This is a genomic window from Luteimonas sp. gir, from assembly GCF_037198055.1.
Taxonomy (GTDB): Bacteria; Pseudomonadota; Gammaproteobacteria; order Xanthomonadales; family Xanthomonadaceae; genus Luteimonas; species Luteimonas citri_A.
Map to the genome: position 1 here is coordinate 49,740 of NZ_JBBAXQ010000014.1, position 18,221 is coordinate 67,960.

Sequence of the window (18,221 nt, forward strand, 5' to 3'; positions counted from 1 at the left end):
TCAGGGCACCTTGCGCCAGAAATCGGCATTGCGGATCCCAAGCTTGTCGGGATCGAACACGGGATCAAGCCCCTGCTTCTTCTGCTGCTCGTAGTCGCGCAGCGCCTGCAATGCCGGCTTCTGCAGGATCAGGATCGCGACGATATTGAGCCAGGCCATCAGGCCCACCCCGATGTCGCCGAGCATCCAGGCCATCTCGGCGCTGCGGACCGCACCGAAGATCACCATGCCCAGGATCGCCAGACGCAGCAGCAGCGTTCGGCCCGGACGCGCGACGTGATTGTTGAGGTAGGTCAGATTGGTCTCGGCCATGTAGTAATAGGCCATGATCGTGGTGAACGCGAAGAAGAACAGCGCCACCGCGACAAAGATCGCGCCCCAGCCGGGCAGGATCGACTCGATGCCCGCCTGCGCGAAGCCCGACCCTGCCTCCACACCCGGCAGCGCTTCGTGCAGCATCGCGCCCTCGGGGCCGACGACGTTGTACATGCCGGTCGCCAGAATCAGGAACGCGGTCGAGGTGCAGACCAGCATCGTGTCGAAGTAGATCGCCCAGGCCTGCACATAGCCCTGCTTGGCCGGATGCGAGACCTCGGCCGCCGCGGCGGCATGCGGCCCGGTGCCCTGACCGGCCTCATTGGCGTAGATGCCGCGCTTGACGCCCCACTCCACGGCCAACCCGAGCATGGCACCGAAGCCGGCGTGCACGCCGAACGCACTCTCGAAGATGATGCGGAACATCGTCGGCACGAAGTCGTAGTTGATGACCATCACCGTGACCGCGGTGAGGATGTAGGCGATCGCCATGAACGGGACCACCAGCTCGGCGAACGCGGCGATGCGCTTGACGCCGCCGAAGATGATCACCGCCAGCATCAACGCCACGACGATGCCGATGCCCGCCTTGAGCGCGGTGCGTGCTTCCATGCCCATCCACTGACCGGACAGGTCGCCGCACACCGTGCTGCCGGCGCAGACATTGGCGATGCTGTCGGCGATCGCATTGGCCTGCACGCCCGGCATCAGCAGGCCTGCCGCCAACAGGGTCGCGAATGCGAACGCCAGCGCATACCACTTCAGGCCCATCGCCTTCTCGATGTAGTACGCAGGACCGCCGCGATAGCGACCTTCGGCGTCCTTCTCCTTGTAGATCTGCGCCAGGGTGCACTCGACGTACGACGTCGAGGCGCCGAGGAAGCCCATCACCCACATCCAGAACACCGCGCCCGGACCACCGAACGCGATCGCGGTGGCGACGCCGGCGATATTGCCGATCCCGATGCGCCCGGCCATCGACATCGCCAGCGCCTGGAACGAGGACACACCGGCATCGGACTTCTGGCCGGTGAACGTGAGCCGGGTCATCTCGACAAAGCCGCGCACCTGCATGAAGCGGGTGCGAAGCGTGAACCACAGGCCGGCGCCCAGGCACAGCGCGATCAGCGCCTTGCTCCAGATCAGACCATTGAGGGCGGTAAGCAACTGATCCATCGATCTGGCTCCGGGCTGGACGGGGGCGGATGACGCGGACGACACACGAAGGATCGATTTTCCACGATCAGGGGCCCGAATGCGACGCACTGTCGCAGCGGCGGCCATTGCACCTTCCGGCGCCAGGAGTCAGCCCGACTCGGGCGGCTCGTCGCGCAGCAGTCCGAACAGGCGAAGATCGTGCACGCCATCGGCCTTGCGTATCGCGCCACGCAGCCGGCCCTCCTCCACGAAACCGCTGCAGACGAGCACCCGCGCCGAGGCCGGGTTGAGATCAAGCACGTTGGCCTGCAGGCGCGTCAGCCCGAGTGCGTCCATCACCCAGGGCACATAGGCCGCGACCACCCGGCGCATGATCCCGCGGTTCCAGTACACGCGCGCCAGCCAGTAGCCGAGCTCTGCCGAATGCGCACGCTCGCCTGTCCCCTGCCGGGCATCGATGCTGCCGCAGGCCTCGCCGTCGATCTCGATCGCCAGCACCGGCCCGGACAGATCGACCACCTTGCCGGCCAGGAACGCCTCGCCATCGGCACGCGTGTAGGGGTTGGGAAAGCGATCGCTGAGCCCGCGCACGACCAGCGGATCGTCGGCATGCCGCAGCAACGCCTCGAGATCGCCGTCACGCCAGCGCCGCAGCACGAAGCCGCCCCCCTCGATCCGCACGCCATCCCAACGCATCCCCATGCTCCACCTGAGAACCAGAGGTCAGAGTGCAGCACCGCGCGCGGAATTGCACAACGTTCTTACGGCCTGCGCGGCATGCCGCGCAAGCAGCCCACACTCACCATTTCTGACTCGCCGCTGCGGACCATCCATGGCCCGCTATCGCATTCCCCGACCAGCACAACGCACTGAGGCCCACAGCGCGCGACTTATTTCGGCGGGCGAGTCTGTGTCCACCCGAAGTCGGGGTTCAAACGGCTATAGCGGCGGACTGACAGTCGGTGGCCGCGTCAAGCGCGCCATGGGTGAGCCCGCTCTGTTTGCGCGGCATGCCGCGCGAGCGGGCGAACGCCCGGCGTGCTACGCCGGGCCGGACCGAGCCGCGAAGAGGAGCGGGCGCGCGCCCGAGTCAAGGCAGGATGCCTTGACCGAGGGGAGAGCGGCTTCCGGCTGGCAGGCCGCTGCCCCTCCGAAGTGAGCGCCCCACCCCCGCATTTGGGGAAAGAACTTTCTGCTTACCGGCCGCGGATCAGGCGCGACCGCCGACGGCGGGGGTTTCGGCTTCCAGGCGCTCGAGTTCCTGGGCCAGGGCTTCAGGCGAGCGCGTGAATGGCGCGAGCAGGGCGTAGAAGGCCGGGACCACGAACAGCGACAGCAGGGTCGAGAACGCGACACCGAAGATGATCACGATGCCGATCGTCGCCCGGCTCGCCGAACCGGGGCCGCCGGCCACGACCAGCGGGATCGCACCGACAATGGTCGCCGTCGAGGTCATCAGGATCGGACGCAGGCGCACCGCCGAGGCCTCGGCGATCGCCTCGCGGACGTTCCGGCCCTCGTCGCGCAACTGGTTGGCGAACTCGACGATCAAGATGCCGTTCTTGGCCGCCAGGCCGATCAGCATGACGATGCCGATCTGGCTAAACAGGTTGAGCGTACCGCCCGTCGCCCACAGACCCAGCAACGCGCCCAGCACCGCCAGCGGCACGGTCAGCATGATCACCAGCGGATGGATGAAGCTCTCGAACTGCGCGGCCAGCACCAGGTAGACGATCATCAGCGCCATCGCGAAGGTCAGCAGCACCGCGCCGCCGGCTTCCTGGAACTCGCGGCTCTCGCCCTTCCAATCGATCTGCGCGTAGTCGGGCAGTTCCTCGGCGGCGACCTGGCGGGTCCATTCGAGCGCTTCGCCCATCGAGTAGCCCGGCGCGAGCCCGGCGCTGATGGTGATCGCGCGCAGCCGATTGAAGCGGTTGAAGCTGCCGGGCTCGGCGATCTCGCTGAGCGTGACCAGGTTGGCCAGCGGCACCAGCGCGTCGTCGCGCCCACGCACATAGGTGTCGGCGAGGTCGGCGGGGTTCATGCGCCGCTCGCGACCGGCCTGCAGCAGCACGTCGTACTCCTCGCCGTTGTCGACGAAGGTGGTGACCTGGCGCGAGCCCATCATCGTCTCGAGCGTGCGTCCGATCTCCTGCACCGACACGCCCAGGTCGGCCGCGCGCTGGCGATCGATGTCCACGCGCATCTGCGGCCGCGTTTCCTTGTAGTCGGAGTCCGGATCCTGGATGCCGGGGTTCGCGCGCATGCGCGCGAGCATGCGGTCGCGCCATTGCGCGATCTCGGCGTAGTCCGGTCCGCCGAGCACCAACTGGTAGCGCTGGCCGCGGCTGCCGACCAGACCGCCCGGCACGTTGGCGCGCACCTGCACACCGGGCAGCTTGGCGAACTCGGCGCGCAGCGTCTCGACCACCTCGACGGTGCTCTGCTTGCGGTGCTTCCAGTCCTGCAGGAACACGATCACCTGGCCGGTGTGCATGTCTTCGCTGCCACCCCAACCGCGTGGCACGCGCGAGTTGGCGCGCGCGATCGGCTGGTCGTCGCCGACCAGCGGCGCGAAGATCGCCTCGACGTGCTGCATCTGGCCGACGGTGTAGTCGAAGCCCGCGCCTTCTGGGCCGTCGACGCCGACGAAGAACCGCCCGCGATCCTCGGCCGGCGACAGTTCGCTGGGCACGCGTGCGAACAGCAGCACCGCGGCCGCCACGCACACTGCGATCGCCGCGGCCAGCAGCAACAGCAGGCGACCGGCCGGCAACGCGACCAGTGAATCGACTCGCCGGCCGTAGCCGCTGCCCAGGCGCGCCAGTTGCCGGTTCATCCATGCATTGAAGCCGCGCTGCTTGGTATGCGGCCGCACCAGCTTGGAGCACATCATCGGTGTCAGCGTCAGCGCGATGAACGCCGACAGCGCGACCGCGCCGGCCAGCGCGACCGACAGTTCGCGGAACAGCCGCCCCGAGTTGCCCTCCATGAAGCCGACCGGCAGGAACACCGCGACCAGTACCGCGGTCGTGGAGATCACCGCGAAGGCGACCTGCGCGGTACCGCGGCGTGCGGCCACCAGCGGTGGCTCGCCGAGATCGGCGCGGCGCTGCACGTTCTCCAGCACGATGATCGCATCGTCCACAACCAAGCCGATGCACAGCACCAGCGCCAGCAGCGTAAGAAGGTTGATCGAGAACCCGAACACGTAGAGCGCGATGAACGCGGCGATCAGGCATACCGGCACGGTCAGCGCCGGGATCAGCGCCGCGCGCAGGCTGCCCAGGAACAGCCAGATCACCAGGAACACCAGCGCCATCGCCTCGCCCAGCGTCCAGTAGACCCGGGTGATCGCCGCATCGATGAACACGGTGTTGTCGGAGGCGACGAAGATCTCGGTGCCCTCGGGCAGCGTCTGCTGGATGCGCTCGGCCTCGGCGCGCGCGGCATGCGCGACATCGAGCGCGTTGGCGGTCGAGGTGCGCACGATGCCCAGCCCCACGTTGGGGACCGAGTTGCTGCGCATGTAGGAGCGCCGCTCGGCCGAGCCCAGCTCGATCTGCGCAACATCGCCCAGGCGTACGACGTAACCGTCGCTGCCCCGGCGCACGGGGATCTGCGCGAACTGCGAAGGTTCGCGGAAGCCGCGTTCCACGCGCAGCGTGAAGTCGCGCGTCTGCGATTCGATCCGGCCGGCCGGCAGCTCGACGTTCTCGGTGCGCAGCGCATTCTCGATGTCGGCCGCGGTGATGTTGCGCGCGGCCATCTCGTCGCGGTCGAGCCAGATTCTCATCGCGTAGCGATGGCCGCCGCTGAGTTGCACGCGCGCCACGCCGTCGAGCGAAGACAGCCGGTCGAGGATGTAGCGGTCGGTGTAGTCGGTCAGCTCGAGCGTATTCATCGTGCTCGAACGCAAGTTCAGCCACACGATCGCGTCGGCGTCGGCCTCGACCTTGGAGATCTGCGGCGGGTCGGCCTCGATCGGGATGCGGTCGGTGACCCGGCTGATCGCGTCGCGGACGTCGTTGGCGGCGGCCTCGATGTCGCGGGTCAGGTTGAACTCGATGGTGACGTCGGAGCGGCCGTTGCGGCTGCGCGACTCGATCGTGCGGATGCCTTCGATGCCCGACAACGCGTCTTCGAGGATCTGCGTGATGCGGGTCTCGACCACGGCCGCCGAGGCACCAGGATAGCTGACGTCCACCGAGACGATCGGCGGATCGATGTTCGGCAGCTCGCGCAGCGTCAGCCGGGTGAACGCCATGATCCCCAGCGCCACCAGGAGCAGGCTGATCACCGCGGCGAACACGGGCCGCCGGATCGAGACGTCCGACAGTTTCATCGCACGTCGTCCTTGGGCGTGTCGGCATCCTCGGCCGGTTGCGCCTTGGCCTCCTGCACAGTGCCTTCGACGATCTTCATGCCCGGCCGCAGCTTGCCGGTGCCGTCGAGCACGATGCGCTCGCCCGGCGTCAGGCCTTCAACCAGTTCGGCCAGGCCGTCCTGGCGCACGCCGATCTCGACCGGCGCCTGCTCGACCGTCTCGTCCTCGCGCACGCGGTACACGAAGGTGTCGCGGCCGACCTGGATCACCGCGATCTCGGGCACCATCAGCGCCTGGCGGGTACGCTGCTGCAGGCGGACCTGGATCAGCATGCCCGGGCGCAGCCGGCGGTCGGGATTGCCGAACGCGCCGCGCACGGTCACCGCACGGGTGTTGGCATCGACGCGGGCATCGATCGTCTGCACCACGCCCTCGAACTCGTCGGCCGGGTACGCCGCGCTGCGCCCGAACACGCGCTGGCCAGGCGCGATGGCCGCCAGCCGGGTCTCGGGCACGGGGAAATCGACATAGACGGTCGAGATGTCGTCGAGCGTCGCGATCGGGGTGCCTGGGGTGACCAGGGCGCCCGGGCTGACCTGACGGATGCCCAGCACACCGGCGAACGGTGCGCGGATGGTGCGGTCGCCGACGTTGGCGCGCATCTCGGCCACGTTCGCACGCGCGGCGTCGCGGGTCGCGCGCAGGGTGTCGAGCGAGGCGCGTGCGATCAATTGCTGATCCACCAGCCCCGCGCCGCGCCGGTACTGCTGCTCGGCCTCGATCGCCGCGGCCTCGGCCGCTTCGAGCGCCGCCTGCTGCTGGCTGCCGGTCAGCGTGACCAGCACCATGCCGGCGTCGACATCGTCGCCGCTGTCGAAGTGCACCCGCTGCACCGTTTCGCTGACCTTCGCGGTGAGCATGATCGACTCGCGCGCCTTGACCGTGCCCAGCGCCGCGACCGTGTCGTTCCAGTCGCGCAGCGCGGCGACCGTCGTGGTCACCGGAACCGCCGCACCGCCCTCCGGGCGGGACGCGCTCTCGGGGCTGCCGCAGGCTGCAAGCATCGATGCGAGGAGGGCGACGAGCGCGCACGACACGGTGCCGCGGCGGCCTGGGGCTTGCTCGGACAAGGGAAGACCCTGAGACGGTGAAAGCGCGGGAGTGTACCCGCTGCCCCGTGACGCCGACCGTGCCATCGGATGGTGTCGAAAAAACAGCGTTCCATGTCAACGCATGGTCCACCGGCGCGTTTTGTCGCAGTCTGGGACGACCGCGCACCGCGCCTGCCCCGCGAGTTCTCTCCATGGCCCTGTACGACAGCATCCTCGACACCGTCGGCAATACGCCCATCGTCCGGCTGAACAGGCTGGCGCCGGCCAACGTCACACTCTACGCCAAGGTCGAATCCTTCAATCCCGGCGGCTCGGTCAAGGACCGTCTGGCGCTGGCCATCGTGCTCGACGCCGAGCGCCGCGGCCTGCTCAAGCCCGGCGACACCATCGTCGAGGCCACTTCGGGCAACACCGGCGTCGCCCTGGCGATGGTCGCGGCTGCGCGCGGCTACAAGTTCGTCGCCACGATGGTCGAGACGTTCTCGATCGAACGTCGCAAGCTGATGCGCGCCTACGGCGCCAAGGTGATCCTGACCCCGGCCGCCGAACGCGGCTCGGGCATGGTGCGCAAGGCACGGGAACTGGCCGAGCAGCACGGCTGGTTCCTCGCCAGCCAGTTCGCCAACCCCGCCAACCCTGCCTACCACCGCAACACCACCGCGGCCGAGATCCTGCGCGACTTCGCCGGCCGCAGGCTCGACCACTTCGTCACCGGCTGGGGCACCGGCGGCACACTGACCGGCGTGGGCGAAGTCCTCAAGGTCGCCCGCCCCGAGGTCAAGGTCACCGCCGTCGAGCCCGCGGGCGCCGCGATGCTGCAGGGCAAGGACTGGGCGCCGCACAAGATCCAGGGCTGGACCCCGGACTTTGTGCCCGAGGTGCTCAATCGCGACATCGCCGCCCAACTATTGTCGATCGACGACGCGCTGGCGATCGAGACCGCACGCCGGCTCGCGGCCGAGGAAGGCATCTTCGTCGGCATCTCCGCCGGGGCCACCGTCGCTGCCGCGCTCGAAGTCGCCAGGACCGCCAGCGACGGCGAGGTGATCCTGGCGATGCTGCCCGACACCGGCGAGCGCTACTTCTCCACGCCGCTGTTCGCCGACGTCAACGAAGGCTCGGACGACGACTGGCTGGCGGGCCTGCCTTGAACGCCACCCGGCGCTAGCTCCGCCTCATCCACAGCGCCAGACCGACACCGAGCACCAGCAGCAGCGCGACCCACAGCAGCCAGCCATAGCGGCCACTGTCGCCGACGACGACGGTCTCCTGGCGCGCCTCGCGCAGCAGCGGCGAGGCGTGCCGGGACACCGTCTGCCGCGCCGCCTCGTCGTCGAGCGCCGGGTCGAGCTCGCGCAGGCGCCGCGCCGCGTCCTCAGTATTGCCCGTCGCGATCCGCGCCGCGACCTCGGTGGGCAGGGTCGCCTCGCCCACGGGGCGCGCCTGGGATGAGGGGCGGTAGGGGTCGTCGCGCCCATCGAGCGCCTCGACCGTGTCCTTGGCGGCCCGCAGCGACAGCCCCGGATTGGCATCGCGCAGCGCCTTGATCGCCTCGATCGTGCGCCCGCGGTGCATCAGGTCGTGGACGGGGGATGGGACGTGCAGGGGCGCGCGATCGCTCATCGAATAGTCGCTCTTAAGGACAAGATCGGCGGCCAGCATCGCGCAGACGGTGTGATGCCACGATCCAGCCGCCATCGATATGCTGCGCCGATGGACCGTCTCCGCGCCCTGCAGGCCGACATCACCCGCTGCGACGTCGACGCGATCGTCAATGCCGCCAACCCCTCTTTGCTCGGCGGCGGCGGCGTCGACGGCGCGATCCACCGGGCAGCCGGGGCCGACCTGCTGCGCGCCTGCCGCGCCCTGCCCGAATCACGGCCTGGCGTGCGCTGCCCGACCGGCGAGGCCCGAATCACGCCCGGCTTCGGGTTGCCGGCACGCCATGTGATCCACACCGTCGGCCCCATCTGGCAGGACGGCCAGCACGGCGAGCCCGCGCTGCTCGCCGCCTGCTACCGCAACGCGCTTGCGCTGGCGCAGGCACACGGACTGGCGTCGATCGCGTTCCCGGCCATCAGTTGTGGCGTCTATGGCTATCCGCCCGAGGCCGCGGTCGCAATCGCCGTCGCCCAGGTGCGCGAGTGCCTGGCCGAGGGCCCATTGAACGTGCTGTTTTGCTGCCACGACCCCGCGATGCTGGCGCGCTACACCGCAGCACTGGCGGCCTGAACCGCACGACCCGCGGTCAGGCCGCCGACTCAGGTGCGACCCGAGCGGACAGACGGGGCGGGACCACAACGCGAAACGCCGGCGCAAGGCCGGCGTCTCAAAGCGCGAACGGAAGATGAGGCTCAGCCCTTCTTCCACTTGCCCTGTGCGGCCAGGCCGTTGTCGCGGGCGCGGGCGAACACCGTCTCCTGGGCCTTGGCGACGTTGTTGGCCAGGTCCTGCGACCACAGCTTGAGCGCGGCCTGCTGCATCGCGCGGCCGTAGGAGAACGACAGCGGCCACGGGTTCGGCCCAAGGCGGTTCATTGCGTCCAGGTGCGCGGTCGACTGCTCGTCGCTCTGCCCGCCCGACAGGAACACGATGCCCGGCAGGATCGCCGGCACCGCCGACTTCAGGCACATCAGCGTGGCCTCGGCGACCTCGTCGACCTCGGCGGTCTCGCCGCTGTCCTTGCCCGGCAGCACCATTGAGGCCTTGAGGATCGTGCCCTCGAGCATGACGTTCTGGTTGTACAGCGCGTCGAACAGCGCGCGCAGCGTGACCTCGGTGACCTCGTAGCAGGTCTCGATGTCGTGGCTGCCGTCCATCAGCACTTCCGGCTCGACCATCGGCACCAGGCCCTGCTCCTGGCACAGCGCGGCGTAGCGCGCGAGCGCATGGGCGTTGGCCTCGATGCAGGTGCCCGACGGGATGTCCTCGCCGATGTTGATCACCGCACGCCACTTGGCGAAGCGGGCGCCGAGCTTGTAGTACTCCTCCAGACGCGCGCGCAGGCCGTCCAGGCCTTCGGTGACGAGCTCACCCGGGAAGCCGGCGAGTGCGTGCGTGCCCTTGTCGACCTTGATGCCCGGGATCATGCCGTGATCGCTCATGTACTTGGCGAACGGCACGCCGTCCTTGGTCGACTGGCGGATCGTCTCGTCGAACAGGATCGCGCCGCTGATGTGGTCCGACAGCTTGGGCGTGGTCAGCAGCAGTTCGCGGTAGGCGCGACGGTTCTCCTCGTTGTTCGGGATGCCCACGCCCTCGAACCGCTTGGCGATGGTGGAGGTGGACTCGTCGATCGCGATGATGCCCTTGCCCGGGGCGACCATGGCCTGGGCGATGTCTGCAAGCTGTTCGATGCTCATGTGGCGGTGACGTCCATCGGCGGGGAAAGGCGCCCATTATAGCCCGCCCACCTCAAGCAAACGCCCAGCACGCAGCCCCGCCGCGCGCGGAAATCGCGCGCAACGTCGGGGAAAACGTTTACAGCGCGCTGCGATCCGCGCGGGACGGCCGGAACTGACCGGTCCCGCGCGCAGGCGGGCTACAGTTCGCCCAGCCCCTCGGCCCGGCCGTCGGCACCGACCTGCAGCAGGCGCAGCGTATTGGTCGCGCCATGCGTTTCCATGTGCTCACCGCTGGTGAACACCACGCGCTTGCCCGGCCCCAGCAGACCGGCGTCGACCAGCAGACGGATGCTGCCGCGCGCCGCTTCGCGCGGGGTCTGGCCGCGGCTGTCGTAGTTGAACGGGAACACATCGCGCATCAGCGACATGCGCCGGCGCGCGCCGTCGTGGCGGGAGAACGCGTAGATCGAAGCGCCCCCGCGGAAGCGCGACAGGTAGCGCGCAGTGCCGCCCGACTCGGTCATCGCGACGATCGCCCCGACGCCGACGTGCTCGGACAGGAACATCGCCGCCATCGCGATCGCGTGGTCGGCACGTTCCAGGTTGCGCTGCGCCTTCTCGAAATCGGTGTCGTGCGCGAACTGGCGCTCGGCACCGACGCACACGCGCGCCATCGCCTCGACCGCCCGCACTGGATACGCACCGGCGGCGGTCTCGGCCGAGAGCATCACCGCATCGGTGCCGTCGATGACCGAGTTGGCAACGTCGAGCACCTCGGCGCGCGTCGGCATCGGGCTTTCGACCATCGACTGCAGCATCTGGGTGGCAGTGATCACCACCTTGTTGCGCGCCAGCGACTCGCGAATGATCTTCTTCTGCAGCCCCGGCAGCTCGGCATCGCCGATTTCCACGCCCAGATCGCCACGCGCGACCATCACCACGTCGCTGGCGTCGATGATCTCGGTGAGGTTCTCGATCGCCTCGGTGCGCTCGATCTTCGACACCAGCGCGGCATCGCTGCCGTGCGCACGCGCGATCGACCGGGCCTCTTCCATGTCCGCCGCATTGCGGCAGAACGAGACCGCGATGAAGTCGACCCCGATCTCGGCGGCGACCTGGATCAGCGCGCGGTCGTGGTCGGTCAGCGCGCCCAGCGACAGGCCGCCGCCCTGCTTGTTGAGCCCCTTGCGGTTCGAGAGCACGCCATCGTTGAGTACGGTGGTGACGATGCGCACGCCCTCGACGACGGTCACCTGCAACTGCATCAGACCGTCGTCGAGCAGCAGCACGTCGCCTGCCGCCACATCGCCGGGCAGCCCCAGATAGCTGACGCCGACCTCGTCGACCGTGCCCAGGGGCGCGTCGGGATCGGCGACCAGGTCGAAGCGCGCGCCCGCGCGCAGTGTCACCTTGCCATCGACGAACTTCTCGATACGGATCTTCGGACCCGGCAGGTCGGCCAGGATGCCGATCTCGACGCCGGCGCGATCGGCCGCGGCGCGAACGGCCTCGGCGCGCACCTTCTGCGAAGCCGGGTCGCCATGCGAGAAGTTGAGGCGGACGGCGTTGACGCCGGCGGCGATCAGCGCGTCGAGCACACCGGGCGCGTCGGTGGCAGGGCCGAGCGTGGCGAGGATGCGTGTGCGGCGCCGATGCGCCGGGACGGGAGGCAATTCGTTGGCAGTCATTCCGCGATCTTAGTGTCCACCGATGGTCAGGCGCGCGCTGGCGGGCAACGCACCCGAGGCATCCCGGAACGGCATGCCGCCTGCGAGCTTACTTGGAAACGCTTGCAACGGCATGGCGACCGCTGATGATCAGCTCACCGCCGCGACCAGCGCGGCCGGCGAGTCGACCACACGGTCGGCACCGGCTTGGCGCAGTTCATCGGCCGAGCCGAAGCCCCACAGCACGCCGATCGCGCGCATGCCGTGCTGGCGCGCGCCCTCCATGTCCATGCGCCGGTCGCCGATCATCGTGCAGCGCGCGGCCGGCAGTGCCAGCCGCGACAGCGCTTCGGCGATCAGCTCGCGTTTGTAGCGGCGCACGCCGTCGTCGCTGGCGCCCACGATCGTCGTGAACGCATCGCCGAACGGCAGCGCCTCGACGATCCGGCGCGCGAAGCGCTCGTTCTTCGAGGTCACCACGGCCAGCGTGCGGCCGCCCGCCCGCAGGGTCTCGATCGCGGCTGCCACGCCGGGATAGACGGTGTGCTCGCGCCAGCCGATCGCGTCGTAGCGTTCGCGATAGATCGAGATCGCGCGGTCGACCCGGTCGACATCTCCTGCGAACAGCGCATCGAAGCTGTCGCGCAGCGGCGGGCCGATCCACGGCAGCAGCGTCTCGCGCGACAGCGGCGCATGGCCCAAGGTGTGCAGCGCATGGGCGATGCCGCCCAGGATGCCGGGTTCCGAATCGATCAAGGTGCCATCGAGATCGAAGAACAGCGCATCGCCGCTCACGCCCCGCGCGCCTCCAGCGCCGCGACCGCCGGCAGCGTCTTGCCTTCGAGGAACTCCAGAAACGCACCGCCACCGGTCGAGATATAGGACACGTCGTCGGCGATGCCGTACTTGTCGACCGCCGCCAGCGTGTCGCCGCCACCGGCGATCGAGAACGCCTTCGAGGAGGCGATCGCGCGCGCCAGCGCTTCGGTGCCGTGGCCGAACGCGTCAAACTCGAACACGCCGACCGGGCCGTTCCAGACCACGGTACCGGCGTCGGCGATCATCGCCGCATAGCGCTTCGCAGTGTCCGGCCCGATGTCGAGGATCATGTCGTCGGCCTCCACCGCGTCCACGGCCTTGACCGTCGCCGGCGCGTCGGCCGCGAAGGCGGGCGCGACCACGACATCGGTCGGCACCGGAATCTCGGCGCCGCGCGCCTTGGCGTCGACCATGATCTGCTTCGCGGTGTCGATCAGATCGGTCTCGACCAGCGACTTGCCCACCCCGTGCCCGAGCGCGGCGATGAAGGTGTTGGCGATGCCGCCGCCGACGATCAACTGATCGACCTTGCCCACCAGCGACGACAGCAGTTCGAGCTTGGTCGATACCTTGCTGCCGGCCACGATCGCCAGCAGCGGCCGCGCCGGCGCGTCGAGCGCCTTGGCCAGCGCGTCGAGCTCGGCCATCAGCAGCGGGCCACCGGCGGCCTGCGGTGCGAAGCGGATCACACCGTGGGTCGAGGCCTGGGCGCGATGCGCGGTGCCGAACGCGTCCATGACGAACACGTCGGCGAGCGCTGCATACTTGCGCGCCAGCGCCTCGTCGTCGGCCTTCTCGCCGACGTTCATGCGGCAGTTCTCCAGCAGCACCAATTGCCCGGGCGCGACCTCGACGCCGTCGACCCAGTCGCGCACCAGCGGCACCTCGATGCCGAGCAGCTCGGACAGGCGCGCGGCGACCGGCGCCAACGAATCGGCCTCGCTCCAGCTGCCCTCCTTCGGCCGGCCCAGATGCGAGGTCACCATCACCGCCGCGTTCTGTGCCAGCGCCTGACGCAGCGTGGGCAGCGAGGCGAGGATGCGCTGATCGGACGTGACCTTGCCGCCATCGACGGGGACATTGAGGTCCTGTCGGATCAGCACACGCTTGCCGGAAAGGTCGAGGTCGGTCATGCGAACGATGGTCATTGGGACTGGACTCATTTGAGAAGAAGAAGGAGGGTCGCGCCATGCCGTCCATGGCGCCGCATGACGGCTTCGGATGCACCTGCCTGGCCATCCGTGGCCGACAATGCCGTGCGCACCGGGCATTGTCGGCGCAGCCGTCGTGGCCAGGCAAACGTAGCCCAGGACTCAGGCGGCCTTGCGCCCACGCAACAGGCTCAGCGCGAAGCCGCCGACCACGAGCACGCCGAGCAGCAGCACGCCCCACAGCGTCCAGGTCTTCCAGTCGCGCGCCGGTGCCGCCGGCTGCAGCGCCGCCTCGCCGGCCAGGGGCACCATCGCACCGGGCACGGCGTCCGCCGGACGCCAGCCAAGACCATGTTGAGCCCGCAGCGCATCGAGCAGCGGCGCAACCGGCGCATCGGTGCGCGCCGCGCGAGCGCTGCCGGCCTGCAGCGCATAGGGCGCACGGCCCTCGGCGACGAACACCAGCGTCTCGGGTCGATAGCCCAGACGCAGCGCCGGCGGCACGTCAGGCACCGCGGTGGTCGGCGTCAGCCGCCACTGGCGATCGCGGACCGGCGCCGTCAGCGCCAGCGGCGGCGAACGCCGCAGGTCCGCGCCGCTGCCGGCCTGGAACACCACGTGATCGCGTGCGACGGTATGCCAGGGCGCATCGTCGGCATCGCGCCGCTCGAGCGTCCAGCGCCCGGTGCCGTTGCCGGCAAGCGCGATCTCGATCCGCTCGACCGGGAAGCGACCGTCGCTGAGGTAGACGCGCGCGCCGCGGTCGTCGGCCACCTGCGGCGCCGGCAGATCCCAGTGCCAGGCCAGCGGCGCCTGCACCGGCACCAGCTCGGCCTCGACCGCCTGCAACCGCAGCAGCGCCGCGGCTGCATGCAGCGGCGTCAATCGCAGATAGCGCGCATGCAACGGCGTGGGCAACGCGATGCGTCGTTCGACCAACCGCTGCGCGTCGCGGCGCAGGTCGAGCACACGGGCTTCGTCATGCACGCTGCGCCACTGGCGCAGATCGTCGGACGCCTCGATGCGGTAGGCCTGCTCGAACGGCGGCTGCGTGTCGTCCCAGCGCAGCGCGAGCGCGGCCACCGGCCCGTCGACCGCACTGGCATCGACCAGGAACGCGCCGGCAGCCTCGCCGCCCGAGGTGCGCAACTGCACGCGTCGCAGGCTGCCGTCGGCGGCGATCTCGCTGATCGCGGCGATGTCGCCATCGCGGCGTCCGGTGTCGGCGGGCAGCGGGAACCACGGCAGCTCGCGCTGTGTCGGCGTCGCCGGCGCCATCGCCGCGTCGACGAAGGCCGCCGGCACCGGCCGGCCGTCACCGTCGACCACGACCACGTCGCGCAATGACGGCGACCAGACCCGGGCGTAGACCTCGGGCGTGAGCGTGATGCGATAGGCACTCGCCGACGGGTCCTCGAGCGTCAGCGGCCACTGCACGGCGAAATCCGCTTGCGCGGCGGCGAGCGCGGATGCGCCAAACAGACAGACGGCGATGGCGGGACGGAATCGGATCATGCGGGCGCCTCCTCGCGCGGAACGACGGCGCGCGGCGGGGCCGGCGCGAAGAAGCCCACGACCGTGCACAGCAGGCCGTAGGCGATGAACGAGCCGATGCCCCACAGGTTGCCGAGGTGGCCGCGGTCGACCAGCACCAGCTTGGCCAGCACCACGGCCATCAGCACCGCACCGGCGAGCCACAGCGCGCGCTGGCCCCGGCGCGAGCCGATGATCCAGCCGAACACGCCCAGGATGCTCCAGACCACCGTAAGACTGGTCTGGGCCAGGCTGCTGCTCGCCAGGCGCGCATTCCACGGCGCACAGCCCCAGTGATGCGCGGCGCGCAGGGTGATCGCGGTGACGAGCACGAAGGCCAACAGCGACAGCACCGGGACGCGCGGCGCGCCCTGCGGCGCGGTGCCGTCGGGCGACCACAGCCAGCGCGCGATCAGCAGCACCACGCCCAGTTGCGCGAGATCGAGCGGGTTGAGCAGCGCGATCCACGGCAGCGGCGCACTGTCGCCGGGGTTGCCCAGCGCGACCAGCCACCACAGCGCGAGCACGCCCAGCAGCGCGCCGCGCAACGACGTGCGCACCGGATCGAAGCGCTCGCCCAACGGCTGCGCCAGCCACGGCCAGCGCCACAACGACAGCGCCGAGACGAGCAGCCACGGCAAGGCGATGGCGACCGCGAACCAGCCGCCAGCCAGCCCGGCCACGCGGGCGACATGCCCCAGCAGCAGCGACAGCACCAGCGGCCACAGCAGCCACCACAGCAATTGCGCGGCCCACGCCAGGCGATCCTCGCCCGCGCGCAGGCACACCAGGCCGCGGAAGCCAAGCGCGGCGAACACCGCCCAGGCCGGTGCGCCGTACCCGGCGAACGGCTGCACATGCGCCTGCATCTGCCAGAACGCCAACGGCGCGGCGACCAGCAACGCGGCGAACAGCGTCGCGCCCAGTGCCGGGTCGGGCCGGCGGTGATGGACCTCGGCGGCGAGCCAGCCGGTGACCACCGTCAGCACCAGCAAGGCATCGGGCAGTGAGGCCGACGGCACTGCGCGGGTCAGTTCCTGGATCCAGGCGCCCAGCCACCAGGCCAACGCCCAGACATAGGCGATGCGGGCGACCGGCACGCGCCCAGCCCGCCGATAGACGGCCGCGATCGCCAGGCCAGACAGCGCGATCAGCAGCGCGCCGACGAAGCCGCCATTGGCGAACACCGGATCGACCGGCCGCGGCCAGGCCGTGGCCCCGAGCGCGTAGGCCACCGCCGCGGCCAACTGCAGGCCCACGCCGGACAGTTGCGGCAGCATGCGGCGCTGGCGCAGGCCCAGCCAGACCAGCCCGGCGCCTTCGAGCGCGAACACGCAGGCGGTCGCACGGGCCGACAGCGCCAGCGGCACGGCCAGCGTGGCGAAACCGACCGCGAGCAGCGCATAGGCCTGGCCGAGGACCGCTTCGCGGCGGCGCCGCAGCAGCGCCCAGGCCAGTGCGGCATAGACCGCGCCCACGCCCAGCGCGCACAGCGCGAGCGCAAACGTGCGCCCCTGCAACAGGCCGGCCTGCAGCGAGAACGCGACCAGCGGAGTGCCGAACACCAGGCAGCCGTCGACGACATCGCGCCGCGACGGCGGCCGGCGCCGCGCGTAGAGCAGCGGGATCGCCAGGTAGAAGGCGAAGAACAGCGCCAGGAACGGTTGGGTCGTGGCGAAATCGCCGGGGGTGTAGCGCAGCACGCCCCAGAGCGTGCCGATGCCGAAGGTGAAGGCAAATCCCAGCAGGTTGAGCACCCGCCATGCCCGGAACCAGGCGATTCCCAGGATCGCGGCATTGAGCACCGCGTAATACGCGAACAGCGCGACATGGCTGCCACCGCCGCTCGACAGCCAGATCGGCGCGAGAAACCCGGCCAGCACCGCGAACACCGCCAGCGCGCGGGCGTTCTGCAATACCGCCAGCACGCCGGCACCAGCGACCAACGCCACGCTGGCGGCGAATGCAGCGCCACCGGGCAGCATGCCGAACAGCCGATAGGCGGCGAACACGACGAGCAGCAGGATGCCGATCATGCCGCCTTGCAGGCTCAGCGCGAACGTGCGATGGCTGTCGCGGCGGCGCCAGCCGAAGGCCAGACCGCCGATCGCCGCGGCCGCAACCGCGGCCAGCCGCAGTTCCACCGGCACCGACACCCAGCCCTGATCGCTGGCGTACTTGAGCAGCGCGGCGACGCCGGCAAACAACACCAGCATGCCGATCTTCACCGGCACGTTGCCGGTGGTGAACCAGCCGCGCACCCAGCGCGCCGCGCGCGTCAGCGGGTCGGGCCCGGCCGAGCGCGGCACGGGGTCGGGCGCCGTCTCGGACGCAGCAGGCGCCGGGTCGGCATCGCGCCAGGCCGCGCGCGGCGGCGCCGGCGGCAACGGCGGTGGCACCGAGGCAGGCCGCGGCGGCCAGGGGTCGGCCAACGACGACGCCTCGCCTCGATCGGCGATCGGGCCGTCATCGACCCAGGGGCCAGCGGCGGTGTCAAAGACATCGCCCTGCCAACCCGCTTCGGGCTCGGCAGCATCGACCGCCGCGTCCGGCGTTGCGCTCGCGCGCGCCTGCAGCACTTCGAGCTGGGACTCGAGCCCGGTCACCCGGCGACGCAGGTCGAAGACCGTCACCACCGCGACGATCGACATGATCGGCACAGCGACCAGCAGCGCGACCCCCAGAAAGAGCAATGCTTCCATGGCGCCTACCCGTCCGCGCCGACGGCGCGTCTGGGCGCACCTTACCCGGCCGGGCGCGAAAACGAGAAGCCCCGCACAAGGCGGGGCTTCGGG

At 70.0% G+C, this 18,221-nt stretch carries 13 protein-coding genes; 2 read left to right on the top strand and 11 right to left on the bottom strand.

What is annotated here, in order from left to right:
- The 4 genes from WAF18_RS15455 to WAF18_RS15470 all read right to left on the bottom strand — a co-directional run bounded on the left by WAF18_RS15455 (position 1) and on the right by WAF18_RS15470 (position 6,801).
- Positions 1-1,491, bottom strand: coding sequence for an alanine/glycine:cation symporter family protein (locus WAF18_RS15455; protein WP_337245888.1), 1,491 nt, complete (start codon positions 1,489-1,491; stop codon positions 1-3).
- A 129-nt stretch (positions 1,492-1,620) separates the two neighbouring features.
- Entirely contained in the window at positions 1,621-2,169 is a 549-nt protein-coding gene (locus tag WAF18_RS15460) for a GNAT family protein (RefSeq protein WP_337245889.1), read from the bottom strand.
- A 514-nt stretch (positions 2,170-2,683) separates the two neighbouring features.
- Entirely contained in the window at positions 2,684-5,818 is a 3,135-nt protein-coding gene (locus WAF18_RS15465) for an efflux RND transporter permease subunit (RefSeq protein ID WP_337245890.1), read from the bottom strand.
- A complete protein-coding gene (locus WAF18_RS15470; protein ID WP_337245891.1) occupies positions 5,815-6,801 on the bottom strand; it encodes an efflux RND transporter periplasmic adaptor subunit in 987 nt (328 codons plus the stop codon). The genes WAF18_RS15465 and WAF18_RS15470 overlap by 4 nt, the downstream gene beginning before the upstream one ends.
- 302 nt (positions 6,802-7,103) lie before the next feature.
- On the opposite strand from WAF18_RS15470, the gene cysK reads away from it, so the two are divergent.
- A complete protein-coding gene (gene cysK / locus WAF18_RS15475; RefSeq protein ID WP_337245892.1) occupies positions 7,104-8,063 on the top strand; it encodes a cysteine synthase A in 960 nt (319 codons plus the stop codon).
- A 13-nt stretch (positions 8,064-8,076) separates the two neighbouring features.
- On the opposite strand, the gene WAF18_RS15480 is transcribed toward cysK, so the two are convergent.
- The gene (locus WAF18_RS15480; protein ID WP_337245893.1) at positions 8,077-8,535 is read right to left on the bottom strand and encodes a hypothetical protein; all 459 of its coding nucleotides are present in this window, start codon (positions 8,533-8,535) and stop codon (positions 8,077-8,079) included.
- A gap of 90 nt (positions 8,536-8,625) precedes the next feature.
- On the opposite strand from WAF18_RS15480, the gene WAF18_RS15485 reads away from it, so the two are divergent.
- Complete coding sequence (locus WAF18_RS15485) at positions 8,626-9,144, top strand: O-acetyl-ADP-ribose deacetylase (RefSeq protein ID WP_337245894.1); 519 nt, start codon at positions 8,626-8,628, stop codon at positions 9,142-9,144.
- A 122-nt stretch (positions 9,145-9,266) separates the two neighbouring features.
- On the opposite strand, the gene WAF18_RS15490 is transcribed toward WAF18_RS15485, so the two are convergent.
- The 6 genes from WAF18_RS15490 to WAF18_RS15515 form a co-directional block, all read right to left on the bottom strand.
- On the bottom strand, positions 9,267-10,274 hold the full coding sequence (locus WAF18_RS15490) for a class I fructose-bisphosphate aldolase (protein ID WP_183426679.1): 1,008 nt from the start codon (positions 10,272-10,274) through the stop codon (positions 9,267-9,269).
- 179 nt (positions 10,275-10,453) lie between these two features.
- Entirely contained in the window at positions 10,454-11,944 is a 1,491-nt protein-coding gene (pyk, locus tag WAF18_RS15495) for a pyruvate kinase (protein WP_337245895.1), read from the bottom strand.
- A 129-nt stretch (positions 11,945-12,073) separates the two neighbouring features.
- Positions 12,074-12,718: an HAD hydrolase-like protein gene (locus tag WAF18_RS15500; protein WP_337245896.1), complete on the bottom strand. Its 645-nt coding sequence runs from the start codon at positions 12,716-12,718 to the stop codon at positions 12,074-12,076.
- Positions 12,715-13,890 carry a phosphoglycerate kinase gene (locus tag WAF18_RS15505; protein WP_337245897.1) on the bottom strand — a complete coding sequence of 392 codons (1,176 nt, stop codon included), beginning with the start codon at positions 13,888-13,890 and terminating at the stop codon, positions 12,715-12,717. The genes WAF18_RS15500 and WAF18_RS15505 overlap by 4 nt, the downstream gene beginning before the upstream one ends.
- Before the next feature lie 165 nt (positions 13,891-14,055).
- Entirely contained in the window at positions 14,056-15,408 is a 1,353-nt protein-coding gene (locus tag WAF18_RS15510) for a DUF3999 domain-containing protein (RefSeq protein ID WP_337245898.1), read from the bottom strand.
- Positions 15,405-18,128 carry a DUF2339 domain-containing protein gene (locus tag WAF18_RS15515; protein WP_337245899.1) on the bottom strand — a complete coding sequence of 908 codons (2,724 nt, stop codon included), beginning with the start codon at positions 18,126-18,128 and terminating at the stop codon, positions 15,405-15,407. The genes WAF18_RS15510 and WAF18_RS15515 overlap by 4 nt, the downstream gene beginning before the upstream one ends.
- Positions 18,129-18,221: the final 93 nt, after the last annotated feature.